This is a genomic window from Microbacterium protaetiae, assembly GCF_004135285.1.
GTDB classification, from domain to species: Bacteria; Actinomycetota; Actinomycetes; order Actinomycetales; family Microbacteriaceae; genus Microbacterium; species Microbacterium protaetiae.
Genome location: NZ_CP035494.1, coordinates 3,625,065 through 3,642,271 on the forward strand (window position 1 = coordinate 3,625,065; position 17,207 = coordinate 3,642,271).

16 protein-coding genes are annotated in these 17,207 nt (G+C 70.1%); 4 read left to right on the forward strand and 12 right to left on the reverse strand.

Going from position 1 to position 17,207, the window contains the following annotated elements; all coding sequences use genetic code 11:
• Positions 1–2: 2 nt before the first annotated feature.
• From ET475_RS16935 to ET475_RS16975, 9 genes are all read right to left on the reverse strand, one after another.
• On the reverse strand, positions 3–407 hold the full coding sequence (locus ET475_RS16935) for a PIN domain-containing protein (protein WP_129392998.1): 405 nt from the start codon (positions 405–407) through the stop codon (positions 3–5).
• The gene (locus ET475_RS16940; protein WP_129393002.1) at positions 404–661 is read right to left on the reverse strand and encodes a type II toxin-antitoxin system Phd/YefM family antitoxin; all 258 of its coding nucleotides are present in this window, start codon (positions 659–661) and stop codon (positions 404–406) included. Before ET475_RS16940 ends, ET475_RS16935 begins: the two co-directional genes overlap by 4 nt.
• 87 nt (positions 662–748) lie before the next feature.
• The gene (ligA, locus tag ET475_RS16945) at positions 749–3,052 is read right to left on the reverse strand and encodes an NAD-dependent DNA ligase LigA (protein WP_129393005.1); all 2,304 of its coding nucleotides are present in this window, start codon (positions 3,050–3,052) and stop codon (positions 749–751) included.
• 9 nt (positions 3,053–3,061) lie between these two features.
• Positions 3,062–4,177, reverse strand: a complete 1,116-nt coding sequence (gene mnmA, locus ET475_RS16950) for a tRNA 2-thiouridine(34) synthase MnmA (protein ID WP_129393008.1) — start codon at positions 4,175–4,177, stop codon at positions 3,062–3,064.
• A gap of 10 nt (positions 4,178–4,187) precedes the next feature.
• Positions 4,188–5,375 carry a cysteine desulfurase family protein gene (locus tag ET475_RS16955; RefSeq protein WP_129393011.1) on the reverse strand — a complete coding sequence of 396 codons (1,188 nt, stop codon included), beginning with the start codon at positions 5,373–5,375 and terminating at the stop codon, positions 4,188–4,190.
• Between the two features lie 27 nt (positions 5,376–5,402).
• Positions 5,403–7,001, reverse strand: a complete 1,599-nt coding sequence (locus ET475_RS16960; protein ID WP_129393014.1) for a DHA2 family efflux MFS transporter permease subunit — start codon at positions 6,999–7,001, stop codon at positions 5,403–5,405.
• Between the two features lie 91 nt (positions 7,002–7,092).
• Positions 7,093–8,172: a VIT1/CCC1 transporter family protein gene (locus tag ET475_RS16965; RefSeq protein WP_242497690.1), complete on the reverse strand. Its 1,080-nt coding sequence runs from the start codon at positions 8,170–8,172 to the stop codon at positions 7,093–7,095.
• A gap of 77 nt (positions 8,173–8,249) precedes the next feature.
• Positions 8,250–8,705 carry an SRPBCC family protein gene (locus tag ET475_RS16970; RefSeq protein ID WP_129393017.1) on the reverse strand — a complete coding sequence of 152 codons (456 nt, stop codon included), beginning with the start codon at positions 8,703–8,705 and terminating at the stop codon, positions 8,250–8,252.
• A 9-nt stretch (positions 8,706–8,714) separates the two neighbouring features.
• Positions 8,715–10,529, reverse strand: coding sequence for a DEAD/DEAH box helicase (locus tag ET475_RS16975; RefSeq protein WP_129393020.1), 1,815 nt, complete (start codon positions 10,527–10,529; stop codon positions 8,715–8,717).
• 107 nt (positions 10,530–10,636) lie between these two features.
• Here ET475_RS16975 and ET475_RS16980 point away from each other — a divergent pair, with 107 nt between their 5' ends.
• Positions 10,637–11,491 (forward strand): SGNH/GDSL hydrolase family protein, encoded by an 855-nt coding sequence (locus ET475_RS16980; protein ID WP_129393023.1) that lies wholly within the window; start codon positions 10,637–10,639, stop codon positions 11,489–11,491.
• Positions 11,492–12,162: 671 nt separating this feature from the next.
• On the opposite strand, the gene ET475_RS16985 is transcribed toward ET475_RS16980, so the two are convergent.
• Positions 12,163–12,966 carry a TrmH family RNA methyltransferase gene (locus ET475_RS16985; RefSeq protein WP_129393026.1) on the reverse strand — a complete coding sequence of 268 codons (804 nt, stop codon included), beginning with the start codon at positions 12,964–12,966 and terminating at the stop codon, positions 12,163–12,165.
• A gap of 42 nt (positions 12,967–13,008) precedes the next feature.
• On the opposite strand from ET475_RS16985, the gene ET475_RS16990 reads away from it, so the two are divergent.
• From ET475_RS16990 to ET475_RS17000, 3 genes are read left to right on the forward strand one after another with little or no spacing between them, the layout of a single operon-like run.
• Positions 13,009–13,824: a Sir2 family NAD-dependent protein deacetylase gene (locus ET475_RS16990; protein ID WP_129393029.1), complete on the forward strand. Its 816-nt coding sequence runs from the start codon at positions 13,009–13,011 to the stop codon at positions 13,822–13,824.
• A 25-nt stretch (positions 13,825–13,849) separates the two neighbouring features.
• Entirely contained in the window at positions 13,850–15,322 is a 1,473-nt protein-coding gene (locus tag ET475_RS16995; RefSeq protein WP_129393032.1) for a glycosyltransferase family 39 protein, read from the forward strand.
• Between the two features lie 9 nt (positions 15,323–15,331).
• Positions 15,332–15,931: a histidine phosphatase family protein gene (locus ET475_RS17000; protein ID WP_129393035.1), complete on the forward strand. Its 600-nt coding sequence runs from the start codon at positions 15,332–15,334 to the stop codon at positions 15,929–15,931.
• On the opposite strand, the gene ET475_RS17005 is transcribed toward ET475_RS17000, so the two are convergent.
• Both ET475_RS17005 and ET475_RS17010 read right to left on the reverse strand, forming a co-directional pair.
• Positions 15,925–16,731 (reverse strand): HpcH/HpaI aldolase/citrate lyase family protein, encoded by an 807-nt coding sequence (locus tag ET475_RS17005; RefSeq protein WP_129393038.1) that lies wholly within the window; start codon positions 16,729–16,731, stop codon positions 15,925–15,927. The two genes, ET475_RS17000 and ET475_RS17005, sit on opposite strands and share 7 nt — an antisense overlap.
• Complete coding sequence (locus ET475_RS17010) at positions 16,728–17,204, reverse strand: MaoC family dehydratase (protein ID WP_129393041.1); 477 nt, start codon at positions 17,202–17,204, stop codon at positions 16,728–16,730. Before ET475_RS17010 ends, ET475_RS17005 begins: the two co-directional genes overlap by 4 nt.
• Between the last annotated feature and the right edge of the window lie 3 nt (positions 17,205–17,207).

Here is a 17,207-nt window from a genome sequence, read left to right on the forward strand (position 1 = left end):
GTTCAGACGCGGATGACGGTGACGCCCTTCGCGCCTTCCAGCGCGTCGAAGTCGGCATCCTGCGTCACGATCGGCAGCTCGTTCGCGACGGCGATCGCGGCGATCCACAGGTCGTTGACCTGCATGTTCCGCCCCGTATCCCGGAGGAACAGTCGCAGTCGTGCCCAATGATGAGCCGCTTCCCTCGTCACGGCGAGAACGCGCATCTCACTGAGTTTCTCAAGGGTCTCGAGGCGGCGCGATCGAGCTTGCGAGTCGTCCGTCGAGAGAACCCCGGCTTCGAGCTCAGCCTGTGTGATCACAGTCGAGACCATGCCGACGGGGATCTTCTCAAAGTCGATCTCGCGGCCCGATTCGAAGCCGATCATGATCGAGGTGTCAACGACTCCGATGGATTCGTCGCTCATACGATGTCCGCCTCGTCGGTCATCTCACCCGCCAGCTCTCGGAGTTCGTCGCGAAGACCAGGATCTGCTTGATGTTTGAGCAGCCAGGCGAAGAGCTCTTCACGCGGTATGACGCGCCGCCGCTCGGGGGCGGCCGGAATGAGCCTGACCGCGGGGTTTCCATGCACCGTGATCACGATGTCTTCCCCCGCCTGAGCGCGCCTGAGCACGCCGGCGGTGTCGTTGCGCAGTTCTCGGACAGGTACCTCAGCCATCTCCTCATCGTAGCTCTGTGTAGCCGCCTGTAGCACAGCTGTCGGCTGACCGGACCATGCAGGGATCGTTCCGCACAGTCCACCCGATCAGGCATCCGGCGATTCCAGAGCATCCGGCCCCTGCTCGACGAGGACCTTGAACTGCGCAGCATCGATGATGCGCACGCCGAGGTCTTCGGCCTTCGCAAGCTTTGAGCCTGCGCCCGGGCCGGCGGCGACGAAGTCGGTCTTCTTCGAGACGGAGGATGCCGCCTTGCCACCCGCGGCGATGATGGCCTCCTGCGCGCCCTCGCGGGTGTAACCCTCCAGCGATCCCGTCGCGACGATGGTCAACCCCTCGAGCACTCCCCCGGCCGATGCCGCGCCCGGCCCAGGATGGCCCGGAATCACCCATTGCACACCGGCCGCCGTCCACCGCTCGACGATCTCGCGGTGCCAGTCGACATCGAACCAGTCCAACAGCGAATCGGCGATGATCCCGCCGACGCCCTCGACCGCCGCCAGCTCCTCACGCGAGGCCGCACGGATGGCATCCAGCGACCCGAACCACTGGGCCAGCGCACGTGCGGCCACCGGGCCGACGTGGCGGATGTTCAGGGCGACCAGCAGCCGCCACAGCTCCTTCGTTTTGGCCTTCTCGAGCTCGGCGAGCAGCTTCACGGCCGCGGCCGACGGCTGCGGACCCTCGAGTCCCTCCTTCCGCTCTGCAGCGCTCGGATTACGCCGGAAGGGCGACCGTGTCTTGACGACGCCGTCGTCGTCTTCCTTCGGCAGCCCTGTCTCGGCGTCGCGCACAACCACAGAGATCGGCACGAGCTCGTCGAGCGTCAGATCGAAAAGCCCCGCTTCAGTGTCGAGCGGCGCGACCGCCGGCGCTTCGGCCTGTGTCAATGCTGCGGCGGTCACCTCGCCCAGCACCTCGATGTCGAGCGCCCCGCGCGAGCCGATGTGCTCGACGCGCCCGCGCACCTGCGCCGGGCACGATCGGGCGTTCGGGCACCGCAGGTCGATGTCGCCCTCCTTCGCCGGGCGCAGCGGTGACCCGCACTCGGGACACCGCTCGGGCATGACGAAGGCACGCTCGCTGCCGTCGCGCAGTTCGACGACCGGTCCCAGCACCTCGGGGATGACATCCCCCGCCTTGCGCAGCACGACGGTGTCGCCGATGAGCACGCCCTTGGCCTTGACGACGTCTTGATTGTGCAGCGTCGCCTGGCGCACGACCGAACCGGCGACGCGCGCCGGCGCCATCACCGCATAGGGCGTCGCCCGCCCGGTGCGACCCACCGACACGACGATGTCGAGCAGCTTCGTGTTCACCTGCTCGGGCGGGTACTTGTAGGCGATCGCCCAGCGCGGTGCACGGCTGGTGGCGCCCAGCTCGTCGTGCAGCGCGAGTTCATCGACCTTGACGACGATGCCATCGAGCTCGTGCTCGACATCGTGCCGGTGCTCACCGTAATACGCGACATAGTCGAGCACGCCGTCGATCGCCTCGGTGGTGCGATAGTACGGGCTGGTGGGCAACCCCCACTCGGCGAGCAATTCATACACTTCGCTCTGCGACGAGACCGGCGGGTCGGGCCACGCTCCGATCCCGTGCACGAGCAACCGCAGCGAGTTCAGGCGCAGCTGCCCCGACTCGAGCTCGAGCCCGTCCTTCTTCTCCAGCTGTTGCCGCAGCCCGCCGCTGGCGGCGTTGCGCGGATTCGCGAACGCCGGAAAGCGCCGCTGCGCACTGGCCAGCGCCTTCTGCTCGTCGAACCGTGGTTTCTCGCGTGCATCGGCGACCACCCGCTCGCGCAGTTCGCCTTGGAAAGCGTTGAGCTCTTCAAAGGCGGCGACGGGGATGAACACCTCGCCGCGCACTTCGACGAGGGCGGGATGCCCCGACCCGGCGAGCCGGTCGGGGATGCCGTGCACCCGCACGGCGTTCATCGTGATGTCTTCGCCGACGCGTCCGTCGCCGCGGGTCGCCGCCGACGTGAGCCGGCCGTGCTCGTAGCGCAGGCTGATCGCGAGTCCGTCGATCTTCAGCTCGGTGAGCCAACGCACCTTCCGCCCCGCGCCGGCCTCTGCCTTCACGCACCAATCTCTCAACTCATCGGGTGAGAAGACGTTGTCGAGGCTCAGCATCCGCTCGGCGTGCTCGACGGGGGCGAACGGCGTGTTCTCGGCCGCCCCCACCGTCAGCGTCGGCGAGTCCTGGCCTTGCAGCTCGGGATACAGCCGCTCGATAGCCTCGAGCCGCCGCATCCACCCGTCGTACGTCGCATCGTCGACGATCTCGGCGTCGCGCCCGTAGTACGCGTCGCGTGCCTGAATGATGCGATCGATGAGGCCGTTGGCCTCGTCGCGCGCCTGGTCGAGGGTCAGCTGATCGTCTGCCACCCGCTCAGTCTAGGATCGGGCGCCGACACTCTCGGGGACGGGCACCGCTGACACGGTCCGATCGATCGTGAACTGCCCGATCACCCGCGTGCCCTCGTACAGCACAGCGGTCTGGCCGGGAGCGACGCCGTCGAAAGGATGCTCGGGTCGCACTCTCACCGTGCCGTCGACGAACCACGCCTGGGCCGGTACCGGGTCGGCATGCGCGCGGATCTGCACCTCACACGCGAACTCGCCCTCGGACTGCGCCCGTCCAGCCCAGCTGAACCGCTCGCCGGCGATCTCGGCGGTGGCCAAGGCCTCTTTGGGTCCGACCACGACGGTGTTGGTCACCGGCTGCACCTCGAGCACGAAGCGGGGCTTGCCGTCGGGCGCGGGAACGCCCAGCTGCAGGCCGCGGCGCTGCCCGACCGTATACGCGTGCGCGCCATGATGCGTGCCGACCACTGCCCCGCTGCGATCGACGACCTCGCCGTCGGCTTCGCCGACCTTGTCGGCCAGCCAGCCACGGGTGTCGCCGTCGGGGATGAAGCAGATGTCGTAGCTGTCGGGCTTTTTGGCGACGGAGAAACCCCGGCGCTCGGCCTCGGCACGCACGAGCGCCTTCGAGGGGGTGTCGCCCAGCGGAAAGTAGGTGTGCGCGAGTTGCTCCGCGGTGAGCACGCCCAGCACGTAGGACTGATCCTTGGCCGCCTCCGATGCACGGTGCAGCTCGCGGCCGTCCGGCCCATCGACGAGCTTGGCGTAGTGCCCGGTGCACACGGCGTCGTAGCCCAGTTCAAGCCCGCGCTCCAGAAGAGCTGCGAACTTGATGTGCTGGTTGCAGCGCATGCACGGATTGGGGGTGCGGCCGGCCTGGTACTCGGCGATGAAGTCGTCGACGACGTCTTGCCGGAACCGCTCGGAGAAGTCCCACACATAGAACGGGATGCCCAGGATGTCGGCGACGCGACGGGCGTCCATGGCGTCTTCGATCGTGCAGCAGCCGCGACTTCCCGTGCGCAGCGTTCCGCCCGCGCGCGAGAGCGCCAGGTGCACCCCGACGACCTCGTGCCCCGCCTCCACGGCCCTCGCCGCCGCGACGGCTGAGTCGACACCACCGCTCATCGCCGCCAGAATTCGCATGGGCTCCAGTCTACGAGCGCGACACTGAACGGGGGCCGGACGAGGCCCTCGCCCGCTCGACCACCTGCGGCAGCACAGCCAGCAGCGCGTCGATGTCGCCCTCGGTCGAGGTGCGCCCGAGCGTGAAACGCAGCACCTGCCGGGCTTCGGCATCCGACCGCCCGATCGCCGTGACCACGTGCGAGGGCTCGGGAATCCCCGCTTGACAGGCCGATCCGGTCGACGCGCACACGTCGGCGCGATCCAGCAGGAACAGCAGTGTCTCGCCCAGCGCGCCGGGAAAGAGCACGTGCGCATTGCCCGGCAGCCGATCATGCGGGTCACCGAGCAGTTGCGCATCGTCGACAGACGCGCGGATGCCGCGAACCAGCCGATCGCGCAGCGCGGCCAGTCGTGCCGCCTCAGCGTCACGTTCGGCCCAGGCGCACTCGGCCGCCACCGCGAACGCCGCGGCGCCCGCGACATCCTGGGTGCCGCTGCGCAACGACCGCTGCTGCCCGCCGCCCTGCAGCAGCGCCGTCGGGGCGGCGTGGCGTGAGACCACGAGCGCGCCCACGCCGACCGGCCCGCCGATCTTGTGTGCAGACACACTCAGCGCGCAGAGACCACTCTGCCCCCGTGCGTCGCCGCGCCACGCGCGGAACGCGACGGGGATGTGCCCGAACGCCGCCACCGCGTCCAGGTGCAGCGGCACGCCGGCCTGCGACGCCGCGTGGGCCAGCGCGTCGGCGTCGTTGATCGTGCCGACCTCGTTGTTGGCGACCAGCGCCGTTGCGACGGCGGCGCCGGGCAGCGCGTCGGCGAACGCCTCGGCGGGGACTCTGCCTGCGGCATCCAACGCCACCGCGCGCACGGGGGCGTGCTCATGGTCGTGCAGCCACTGCACCGTGTCGAGAGTGGCGTGATGTTCGCCGTCGGGCAGCACCATGGCGTCGGTGCCGTCGGCGCGCGCCCACCACAGCCCCTTCAGCGCCGTGTTGATCGACTCGGTGCCACCGGAGGTGAACACGACTTCGATGGGGTCGCAGTCGAGCACGGCGGCCAGGCGCTCCCGCGATTCTTCGAGCAGCCGGCGCGCATCCTGCCCGGCGCGGTGGATCGACGACGCGTTGCCGCACCGCGCCGCGGCATCCAGCCACGCATCGCGCGCCTCGTCTCGCAGCGGCGTTGTCGCCGCGTGATCCAGGTAGACCGTCACCGGTCTACTCTTACACGCTCCGCGATGTCAGGGGGCGGGATGCCGCGCCACGGCGCGCACGCGCAGGGCGCCGACCAGGCCCAACACGAGGAACACCGCTGCGACCAGCAGCGACACGCGCGTCGCGTCGGCGAACCCCGCCGACAGCGCCGCCACGAGCGCATCGGAATGCTGGACGCGCAGTTGCGCTATCGTCGCGCCGGCGCTCGACCGCGTCGCCGCCACCACGGCGTCGGCGCCTCGCATGCCCTCCGTCGACGCCGGCAGCGTGATGGCGAGCGCAACCGACAGCGCCGCGCCCGAGAGCGCCGTTCCCAGGGCGCTGCCGACCTGGCGCACGGTGCTCTGCGTGGCCGATCCCTGCCCCGACTGATTCCGTGGCACGTCATGCAGCACCGTGCCGGTCAGCTGCGCCGAGGCCAGTCCCAGCCCGAGGCCGTACACGGTCAACGGCACCGCGATGAGCCAGGCCGCGGCATCCGGTGCCACCACCATGGCCACGATGCCGATGCCGACAACCTCCAGCACAAGGCCGAGGACCACGACCCCGGGCGCTCCCAGGCGCGCGGAAAGGTGCCGGGCCGCGGCGCCCGAGACGAACGCCCCGACGGCCATCGCGGCCAGCACGAGCCCCGCCTGCATGACATCGAGTCCCCGCGCGTTGACCAGGAACAGCGGCAGCACGAACACGATGGCGAACTCGCCGACGGCGATGGTGCCGGCCGTGAGGTTGCCCCAGCTGAAGGTCGGTAGGCGGAACAGTGAGAGATCGAGCAGCACGGTACCGCCGGCGCGAGCACGGCGCAGCTCCCACCACACGAACCCGCCCACGCCCAGAGCGCCGATGACGGCCAGCGGCACGACGATCGACACCGGCGCCGTGTGCGGCCACACGAGGCCGAGGATCGGAAAGTCCTGCAGCGGCCGCCACCACCCCAGATCGGGCCCCTCGATGACGACGAACACGAGCGCCGCAAAGCCGACGGCCGACAGCACCGCACCGACCAGGTCGATGCCGCCGCCGCCCGCGCGCTCGCTGGTCTCGCGCACGGTGAAGATCGCCACGATGAAGATGACCGCGCCCAGCGGCACGTTCACCAGGAAGATCCACGGCCACGACGCGTACTGAGTCAGGGCGCCGCCGGCCAGAGGTCCGATCGCCGCGGCACCGGAGATCACGGCGCCCCACACGCCGAAGGCGGCCGCCCGGTGCTTCCCGCGGAAGATCGCGTTGACGCTGGAGAGGGTCGTGGGCAGGATGAGCGCGGCCCCGAGGGCCTGTACGGCACGGGCCGCGATGAGCGCACTGCCGGTGAGGGATGCCGCGGCCACCGCACTCCCCGCCACGAAGACGACGACGCCGATGAGGAAGAGCCGCTTGCGTCCCCACCGATCGGCGAGGCGCCCCGCCGACAGCAGCAACGCCGCCAGGATCGCCGCGTACAGGCTGCTGACCCACTGCGCATCGGTGAGGGTGAGGTGCAGCGGCTCGATCATGTCGGGCAGCGCCACCCCCACGATGGTGCCGTCGAGCACTATCATCCCGAGTCCCGCGGCAAGGGTGGCAAGACCCAGCCAGTCGCGCCGTGTGGGCGCGGCGATGAGGGGATCGCTCAGAACGGTCATCACACCTCCCTACCTTCAGTATTACTGATGCCTGCTTCAGTATACCTGAAGGCAGGAGAGCGCGGCGCGCCGGCGTTCTTTCGGCGGCAGCTCAGCCCAGGCTGACCCCGAACAGCAGGCCGAGCAGATAGGTCACCGCAGCTGCTCCGTAGCCGATCAGCAGTTGGCGCAGCGCCCGACGCAGTGGGGAGGCCCCCGAGAGCAGTCCCACCATGGCGCCGGTGCCCAGCAGGGCGAGTCCGACGAGCACGAGCGCGAGGATCACCGCGGGCAGCCCCGACATCGTGAAAATCCACGGCAGCACGGGGATGATCGCGCCCGAGGCGAAACAGAGGAAGCTGAACAGCGCCGCCCGCCATGCGCTGCCGACCACGTCGTGGTCGTCGCCGACCGAGACCGGGTCGGTGTTCGGCGCCGCGGCGTCGGCACGGCGCGCACGCTCGAGCACGCGTTCGGCGCGTGCGAGGGCGTCGTCGGCACCCATCCCGCGCGTGCGGTAGACGAGCGCCAACTCGTTGGCGTCGAGGTCGAGGTCGGGAAGGATGCCGGCGGCGAACTCCCCCGGTTCGGTGGCATCGAGCATCTCGCGCTGCGAGCGTACCGAGACGAACTCACCGGCCCCCATCGACAGCGCACCGGCCAGAAGCCCCGCGATGCCGCTGAAGAGCACGAACTGCGGTGGCGCACCGGCCGCACCGATGCCCATCACCAGCGCCAGGTTCGAGACGAGCCCGTCGTTCGCACCGAACACCGCGGCGCGGAAGCCCCCCGACAGGCGGCGACGCCCACGGGCGGCGAGGCCACGAACGACCTCCTGATGCACCTTCTCGTCAGCGGCCATCGCCGCCGTCGCGTGCGGGTCGTCGTCATACGGCGAGCGCCCTTCGGCGTTCTGCGCCAGCGCGAGCACGAAGATCGAGCCGAAGTGACGGGCCATCCACCCGAGCATCCGGGTGCGCGTGGACGCGCGCGGCAGCGAGGCGGGCTCGCCGCCCAGCAGCTCCAGCCAGTGCGCTTCGTGTCGTCCTTCGGCGTCGGCGAGCGAGCGCAGGATGTCGTGCTCGTGGCCGACCTTGCGCTCGGCCAGTTCGCGGTAGACGCGCGCCTCTGCCCGTTCGTTGACGAGATACTGCGCCCACCGCCTGCGGTCGCGTGAAGTGGGTTCGGTCACGATGTTCGAGGCTATCGGGCCATGGATGTCACACCCGGCCGAACTGCGTGATTGCCAGCATTTCGGGGCTCCGAAGCTCAGCCGGCGAGCACCGCGCGCAGCCCTCGCTCGCCGCGCACCATGACCCGATCGTGCGCGGCTCTGAACATCGGGTGCAGGAACGGTGCCAGCGCGTTCATCCATGGCCGCCGCGTCGTGACATCCCAGCGGAAGTGCAGAATGCAGCCTGCCTCCACCGCCCACACGTCGATCGAGCCGCGGCCGCTCAGGTCTCCGTCGGCGTCCGCCGCCAGGCGACGGCCTGCGTCGACAGCCGTGATCCGCACCCGCGTTCGCAGTCGATATCCCAGCGGACTGCGCACCACGAGGGTGCATGCGGCGCCGGGCCGAGCGATCACCGGTGCGGGTTCGACGCGCACTCCCGGCCACCATGCAACGGCGCCCTCGCGCAGCATCCGCTCCAGTTCCTGCCAGCAGCGCGAAGGCTCCGCCGGCAGAGACCAGCGCGTCTCGAACGCATACGCCACGCCCACGCGGCGAGTCTACGAGTGCACGCGGCGACGCAGCACGTCGATGCGCTTCTGCAGCTGCGCCACTGTCGCCTGGCCCACCGCCGGTCCGCCGCACGTGCGCCGCAGCTCGGCGTGCACCATCGCATGGGCCTCCCCCGACTGGCGCGCGTACAGCCCGACGAGGCTGTTGAGCAGCTGGCGCTGTTCCTTCAGGGTGCGATGCAGGGCCTGCGGCGGCGCGTCGTCACGGTCGCCCGGCCCGTCATGCGCTTCGCGCGCGACGCGGTGCCGGCTCTGCCGCGCCTGCCGCTGCATGAGCAGCTCGTGCACGTGCTCAGGCTCGAGAAGGCCCGGTAGCCCGAGGAACTCCTCTTCTTCGGGCGTGCCGGGCGTGGCCAGCTGGCCGAACTCCTTGCCGTCGTACAGCACCCGATCAAAGTGCGCGTGCGAATCCAGCGCCTGATAGGTGAACTCATCGGTGAGCGCGTCGGAGGCCTTCTCCTCTCGCTGCGCCGCGTCCATCGCGTCTTCTTCGGCGTCCCATTCCTCGTCGCCGCTGTCGCGGTCCAGCGCATGATCGCGCTGCCGCTCGAGTTCATTCGCCAGTGCCAGCAGCTGTGGCACATGCGGCAAGAACACGCTGGCGGTCTCGCCGCGCCGCCGGGCGCGCACGAAGCGGCCGATCGCCTGCGCGAAGAACAGCGGCGTGGATGCGCTCGTGGCATAGACACCCACCGACAGGCGCGGCACGTCCACGCCCTCCGAGACCATCCGTACGGCCACCATCCAGCGGCTCGTCCCCTGCGCGAACGCTTCGATGCGACCGGATGCCTCGGCTTCATCCGAGAGCACGACCGTGACCGGCTCTCCGGTGATCTGCTGCAGCATGTCGGCATAGGCGCGCGCAGCGGTCTGATCGGTGGCGATCACCAGACCCCCGGCATCCGCAACCTGCTCGCGCACTTCGCTGAGCCGCCGGTCGGCGCTGCGCAGCACGGCCGGGATCCATTCGCCCTGGGGGTCGAGGGCTGTGCGCCATGCCTGCGCCGTGATGTCCTTGGTGTTGTCCTGCCCGAGCTGGGCCTCCATCTCATCGCCGGTCTTGGTGCGCCAGCGCATATTGCCGGCGTAGACCAGGAAGATGACCGGGCGCACGACGCCGTCTTCGAGCGCTCGCCGGTAGCCGTAGCTGTAGTCGGTGCGCGAGACACGGATCCCGTGCTGATCGGGGTGGTATTCCACGAACGGAATGGGCGCGGTGTCGCTGCGGAACGGTGTGCCCGAGAGCAGCAGGCGCCGTGTCGCGCGCCGGTACGCGTCGCGGAGTGCGTCGCCCCAGCTCAGCGCGTCACCGCCGTGGTGCACCTCATCGAGGATCACCAGGCTGCGCTTGTCGAGCACCAGCCGCTCGTGCACCGATGACTTCACCGCGACCTGCGCGTAGGTGACAGCAACCCCGTGATACTCGCGCGCGGGAGCGGCATGCCGATTGGAGAAAGCGGGATCGAGCCGGATGCCCACCCGGGCCGCGGCATCCGCCCACTGCGTCTTGAGGTGCTCGGTGGGCGCCACCACGACGATGCGGTCGACGACGCCGCGACGCATCAGCTCGCTGGCCAGCCGCAGCGCGAAGGTGGTCTTGCCGGCTCCGGGGGTGGCGGCGGCGAGAAAGTCGCGCGGTCCCTTGCCGACGCCGTCGGGCCCGTCGAGGCCGAAGTACAGATCGAGGGCTTCGGCCTGCCAGGCACGCAGCCGCTGCGCGGTGCCCCACGGGGCGCGCTGCGGGTAGGTGGGCGAGAGATGTTCGGCGGCGAAGCTCCCCAACGTGGCGTGCTCCTCCACCATGCGGTCTCCCTTCCGCTCGCGCGACGACATTCCACCTTAGGTGAAGGCTGCGACACCGCCGGCCATGAACGCGATTAGTCTGAATGTCGGTCCCGAGGAGGAAGTCGATGTCCGACGATCACCGCAGTCCCTATGTTCCCAATGCCGACCTGCACCCGTGGCGACGGTTCGTGGCGCTCGGCGACTCGTTCACCGAGGGGGTGGGCGATCCCTCCCCCGACGACCCCGATGTGTTCCGTGGGTGGGCCGACCGGGTCGCCGAAGTGCTCTCCAGTCAGGTCGACGACTTCGCCTATGCCAACCTCGCCGTGCGCGGCAAACTCATTCGGCAGATCGCCGCTGATCAGATCGAACCGGCGCTGGCGCTCAAACCCGATCTGATCACCTTCTCTGCCGGCGGCAACGACGTCATCCGGCCCGGTACCGACCCCGACGAGGTCTCGGAGCTCTTCCGCGACGCCGTCGTGCGACTGGCCGGCAGCGGCGCCACGATAGTGGTGTTCACCGGTATCGACACCGAGTTCACGCCGGTGTTCCGGGGCATCCGCGGCAAGGTGGCCATCTACAACGAGAACATCCGCGCCATCGCCGACGAGTATGACTGCATCGTGGCCGATCAGTGGGCGCTGAAGACCGTGCAGGACCCACGCTTCTTCACTGACGATCGGCTGCATTTCAACGCGCTCGGTCACCACGAGGTGGCGCGCATGGTGCTGCGTGCCCTGAACGTGCCCAACGACCTGACCCCGATGGAGCCCGACCCGCTGCCCGTGCGCACCTGGCGCGAAGCCCGCGCCGAAGACCTCGTGTGGGCGCGTACCCACCTCGTTCCCTGGGTGCTGCGCCGGCTGCGCCACCAGTCCTCGGGCGACAACGTCACCGCGAAGCGGCCCGAACCCCTGCCGGTGACCACGCTGGCGCCGGGGAAGGATGCCGCGGCCCACCGCGGCGACAAGGTCTAGACCGCGGCATCCCCTCGCGGCCGCACCATCCCCTCGCGGCCGCACCATCCCCTCGCGGCCGCAGCATCCCCTCGCGGCCGCACCACGCACCGACGTCCGCCGTCCCATCTCGTCGCATCGCGCGCGCCAACCGACAAATCGGGCCGGCGTTTTGCAGCCCGCGCCGCCAACACCGTCCCACCTCGTCGCCTCACGGCTGTGAAGCGACAAATCGGGCCGGTATCCCGGCGCGGGCGCAGCATCCCGTCGCCCGCGACGCGCGCTCAAGTCCGCCGTCCCATCTCGTCGCATCGCGCGCGCCAACCGACAAATCGGGCCGGCGTTTTGCAGCCCGCGCCGCCAACGCCGTCCCACCTTGTCGCTTCACGGTCTTGAAGCGACAAATCGGGCCGGCATCCCGGCGCGGGCGCAGCATCCCGTCGCCCGCGACGCGCGCTCAAGTCCGCCGTCCCATCTCGTCGCATCGCCCGCACCAAACGACACATCGGGACGGCACCTTGCAGCCCGCGCCGCCAACACCGTCCCACCTCGTCGCCTCACGGCTGTGAAGCGACAAATCGGGCCGGCATCGCGGACGGGCCGGCATCACGGACGGGCACCGGCATCACGGACGGGCACCGGCATCCCGTCAGCCCGCGCTCCGCCGGCCCGCGGGTCCGATCACCCCGCGCTCAGACCCGCAGCGCCCACATCGCGACGGCGGCGGCCGCGGCGACGTTGAGCGAGTCCACTCCCCCGGCCATCGGGATCGTCACCACCGTGTCGGCAGCGCCCAGCGCCTTGCGACCCAGGCCGTCGCCCTCGGCGCCGAGCATGAGGGCGACACGCTCGGGCGGCGCAGCGGCGAACTCGTCGAGTGAGATGGCTCCGTCGGCGAGTGCGAGAGCGGCAAGGTGAAACCCGGCTTCATGCAGCACGTCGCCGGCGGCAGGCCACTCGGGCAGTCGAGTCCACGGCACCTGGAACACGGTGCCCATGCTCACCCGCACGCTGCGGCGGTAGAGCGGGTCGGCGCAGCGAGGACCCACCAGCACCGCATCGGCGCCGAGCCCTGCCGCGCCGCGGAACATCGCTCCCACGTTCGTGTGATCCACGATGTCGTCCAGGACCAGCACGCGGCGCGCATCGCGCAGCACGTCAGCCGCCGGGGGCAGCTTTGGCCGGTGCATGGCGGCGAGCAGCCCGCGGTGCACCGCATAGCCGGTGAGCTTCTCGGCCACAGTGGCCGGCACGACGTAGACGGGAACATCGTCGCGCCCCTCCAGCAACGCCGCGGCATCGGCCAGCCACTTATCTTGCACGAGCACCGAGCGCGGCCGGTGCCCGGCCTCCAGAGACCGGGCCAGCACCTTGGCGGACTCTGCCATGTACAGCCCGCCGGCAGGTTCGAGCACCCGCCGCAGCGCAACGTCGGTGAGGTCGCGGTAGTCCGCCAGACGGGGGTCGGACGGGTCGTCGATGCGGATCACGCTCACCCCACCAGCATGCCTGCCGCAACGCCGAACGCGTAACCTGGGCTGGTGTTCGAGGATGCCGCAGCCGCCCTGACCGGCCGACGTATCGCCGTGCTGACCGGGGCGGGCATCTCCACCGACTCGGGCATCCCCGATTACCGGGGCGAGCACGCGCCGGTGCGCACCCCGATGACCGTGCAGCAGTTTCTCGCGACCGACGCCGCGCGCCGGCGGTACTGGATCGGCAGTCACCTGGGCTGGCGCCGGTTCGCCGCGGCCCGACCCAACGCCGGGCACCGAGCCCTCGCAGAGCTCGAACGCCGCGGTGTCAGCAACGGCGTCATCACGCAGAACGTCGACGGGCTACATCTCGAGGCGGGGTCCGAGCGCGTGGTCGAGCTGCACGGCACGCTGCGTCGTGTGATCTGTCTGCATTGCGGGCAGGTGTTCGACCGGCGCGATCTGGCCGTGCGCATCGAGGCCGACAACCCGTGGATCACAACCAGCGAAGACGCGGTGCTGCTGCCCGACGGCTACGTGCGCCCCGATTCGGTGGACGGCTTCGTCGTGCCCGACTGCGGAATCTGCGGCGGGATGCTGAAACCCGAGGTCGTGTTCTTCGGTGAGACGATCCCACCGGCCCGGTTCGCCGGCGCGGAGCAGATTCTCGCGACCGCCGAGGCCCTGCTGGTCGCGGGCTCGTCGCTGGTGGTCAACTCGGGCATGCGTCTCATCCAGCGGGCACAGCGGCGCGGCATCCCGATCGTGATCGTGAATCGTGGCGAGACGCGCGCCGATGCCCGCGCCACCGTCAAGATCGACGCCGGCACGAGCGAGGCGCTCTCGGCGATCGCGGAGCGACTCATTCGGTCGCACTGAGCTTCGCGCGCGCTACTGTGCACAAGTGAGCGCAGTCGTGTCACCGCGGGTGCACCGCACGCCGATCCGGCCCCCGCGCCCGGCCGTCGCCGCCGTGGTCACCGGCAGCGCGGCGGCTGTGCTCGCCGCCGGCGGCTCGCAGGTTCCCTCATACTGGGCCGACGAGATCGCCAGCGTGCAGGCGGCACGCTTGACGCCTGTCGCACTGTGGGGGTTCATCCAGCACAAAGACGGCGTGCACGCTCTCTACGACGCGCTCCTGCATGTGTGGGTGCTCGTGGCCGGCGATTCACCGTTCGCGACACGCCTGCTCTCCGCTCTGGCCGTCGGACTCGCCGCCGCCGGCGTCGTCGCTGTCGGAGCCGTCTGCGGCCGGCTGAAGGTGGGAGTGTGGGCGGGCGTGATCTTCGCCCTGCTGCCGCGCACCACCTTTATGGGTGCCGAAGCGCGTTCCTACGCACTGGCGACGGCCATCGTCGTATGGGGCGTGGTGGCCCTCGTGGTGGCATCACGGCGCCGCACCACATGGTGGTGGGCGCTCTACGCCGCGCTCGTGGCCGTCGGCGCCTACCTCTTTCTCGACACCCTCCTGATGTGCCTGGTACACCTCGTCTTCGTCGTCGCAGAGCGTCGCGGGATGCTGCGCCGGTGGCTGCTCGCGGTCGCCGGCGCCGTTGTCGCGACGGCGCCGTTGCTGGCGCTGGCCTCCCGCCAGCGCGCGCAGATCGCGTGGATCTCGGCAGAGGGCGCCGTCACTCCGTGGATGCTGTTCGTCGAGCCCTGGTTCGAAAGCTCGCTGCCGGCCGCTGTTCTCGCGTTGGTCCTGCTCGTGATGGCCACCGCGCGCTGGCGCACTATCGTGGCGCGCACGGGCACATCCCTGGTCATCCTCGGTCTGGCATGGGCGTTCGTGCCGTCGGCGGCACTGTGGGCGGCCGATGCCATGGCCGGGCCGCTGTATCTCGCACGGTACCTGTCGTTCGCCGCTCCCGGCATGGCGCTGCTGCTCGCCGTCGCGATCACCGGGTTGCCCTGGCACCGTTCGGGCCTGGCCGCGGCGGCTGTGCTCGCGATCGTCTGCGCGCCGACATACCTCGCCCAGCGCACGCCGTACGCGAAGGGCGGCGGCAGCGATCTGGCCCAGCTCGCCGGCTACATCCACGACCACGCGTCGCCCGGTGATGCTGTGTTCCTGGCCAACGACGGGCCCTTCACCCTGCGACCCCGTCTGGCCATCGACGGCTACCCCGGCTCGTTCCGCGGCCTGGATGATGTCGCATTCGTGCGCTCGGGCATGAGCACCGGCGTGTTCACCGACGTGACCCGCGCCCCTGGGGATATCGACTGGACCGACGTGCGCACCGTCTGGGTGGCCACCGACATCGCCGACGACGACGAAGGCATCGCGCGCACTCTCACCCAGGCGGGGTTCGCCCCCGATGCCCCGCACGCCCTGCACCGCACAACTGTGACGGAGTACTCACGGCGCCCCCGATAAGCTCGTGCTGTGACCACCCTGACGCTCATCCGCCACGGCGAGACCGACTGGAACCGCACCGGCCGCATCCAGGGCACCAGCGACATCCCGCTCAACGACACCGGCCGGCAGCAGGCCCGCGACACGGCCGCGATCCTGCTCGATCGCATGGACCCGGCACTGCCCGTCGCGGTCGCGGCCAGCGATCTGGCGCGAGCGCGCGAGACCGCCCAGATCATCGCCGACGAGCTCGACCTGCCCGCCCCGCACCTGTACCCCGATCTGCGCGAGCGCGCATACGGCGAGGCTGAGGGGATGACCGCCGCCGACATCGAGGAGCGCTGGGGCTCGCCCCGCCCCACCGATCTGCCCGGTGCCGAGCCCTGGCCGCAGGTGCGCCGCCGTGCCGTGCGCGGTGTGCGCCAGGTCGCGCGCGATGTGCGGCGGCTGACCGCGCCGGGCGCGGCATCGGCCATCGTCGTCTCGCACGGCGCGCTCATCCGCGAGCTCGTGCGGCACATCAGTCACGGCGAGCTACCCGATCCCGCCAGCCGGCTGCCCAACGGCGGCGGCTACACGATCCTCATCGAGCGCGATCGGCTGCGTCTTCTCGACACCGTCGCTCACTGAGCCCGCGCGAGCATCGCCCGCGCGTGCCGCAGCACCGGCTCGTCGACCATCCGCCCCTCGAACGAGAACACGCCACGCTCGCCCTCGGCGGCTGCGAGCACCGCTCGCGCCCACGCCACCGTCTTGGCGGCGGGGCGATACGCATCCCGTACGAGTTCCACCTGCGTGGGATGGATGCATGCCGTCGCGGCGAACCCGCTGGCCGCAGCATCCACGGCCTCTTTCGACTGCCCGCGCGCGTCTGCGATATCCAGGTGCACGGCATCGATCGCCGCCTTGCCACGCGCGCCGGCCGCCAGCAGCACACGCGAGCGCGCGTGCACCGCGACATCGCGGTAGTGCCCGTTCTTCTTGCGGCTTGAGGTGCCACCGAGCGAGGCGACCAGGTCTTCTGCGCCCCACATCAGCGCGACCACGTTGTCAAGAGCTGCGATCTTCTCCGCCTGCACCACGCCCCGGGCGGTCTCGCACAGGGCTATCACCTGGAACCGGTGGTCGAACTTCGCGAGCTTTTTCGCCGACTCGCTCTTGGCCACCATGACGGTGCGGTAGTCGGTCTGCGAGAGGGTCGACAGATCGGATGCCGCGTGCGGGGAATCCAGCGGGTTTATCCGCACAATCGTGCGGGCCGGATCCAGATCGCTGTCGATGACATGACCGCGGGCGGCGGCCTTGGCATCCTCGGCGACAGCGTCTTCGAGGTCGAGGATGACCGCGTCGGCACGCTCGGCGGCCTTCGCGAACCGCTCGGGGCGGTCGGCCGGGCAGAACAGCAGCGCCGGTCCCATCTGAAAGCTCATGCGTCCTCCTTTGGCAGACACCACATCAGCGCAACGCGGGTGACGGTGGCCACGACCTCGTCGTCCTGATTGCGTCCGGTGTGCGTCATCGTGACCAGCCCCTGCCCCGGGCGCGACCGTGACAGCCGCTTCGACACTATTTCGGTGTCGCCGTACAGGGTGTCGCCGGCGAACACGGGGTGCGGAAAGGAGATCTCCGAAAGCCCCAGCTGGGCCACCAGGGTGCCCTGCGTGATCTGGGCCACCGACATCCCCACCAGCGTCGACAGCGTCCACATCGAGTTCATCAGCGGCTTGCCGAACGGCTGCGTCGCCGAGTAGGCGGCATCCAGGTGCAGCGCCTGCGTGTTCATCGTCAGCGCCGAGAACAGAATGTTGTCGGCCTCGGTGACGGTGCGCCCGGGCCGGTGCAGATACCGCGCACCGATCTCGCACTCCTCGTAGTACAGCCCGCGCTGCACGATCTCGGTCATGGC

Coding starts and splice junctions, on each gene's coding strand:
- ET475_RS16935 (WP_129392998.1), bottom strand. CDS start 407: ATGAGCGACGAATCCATCGGAGTCGTTGACACCTCGATCATGATCGGC.
- ET475_RS17005 (WP_129393038.1), bottom strand. CDS start 16,731: ATGAGCTTTCAGATGGGACCGGCGCTGCTGTTCTGCCCGGCCGACCGC.
- ET475_RS16975 (WP_129393020.1), bottom strand. CDS start 10,529: ATGGTGGAGGAGCACGCCACGTTGGGGAGCTTCGCCGCCGAACATCTC.
- ET475_RS16960 (WP_129393014.1), bottom strand. CDS start 7,001: ATGACCGTTCTGAGCGATCCCCTCATCGCCGCGCCCACACGGCGCGAC.
- ET475_RS16940 (WP_129393002.1), bottom strand. CDS start 661: ATGGCTGAGGTACCTGTCCGAGAACTGCGCAACGACACCGCCGGCGTG.
- mnmA (WP_129393008.1), bottom strand. CDS start 4,177: ATGCGAATTCTGGCGGCGATGAGCGGTGGTGTCGACTCAGCCGTCGCG.
- ET475_RS16980 (WP_129393023.1), top strand. CDS start 10,637: ATGTCCGACGATCACCGCAGTCCCTATGTTCCCAATGCCGACCTGCAC.
- ET475_RS17010 (WP_129393041.1), bottom strand. CDS start 17,204: ATGACCGAGATCGTGCAGCGCGGGCTGTACTACGAGGAGTGCGAGATC.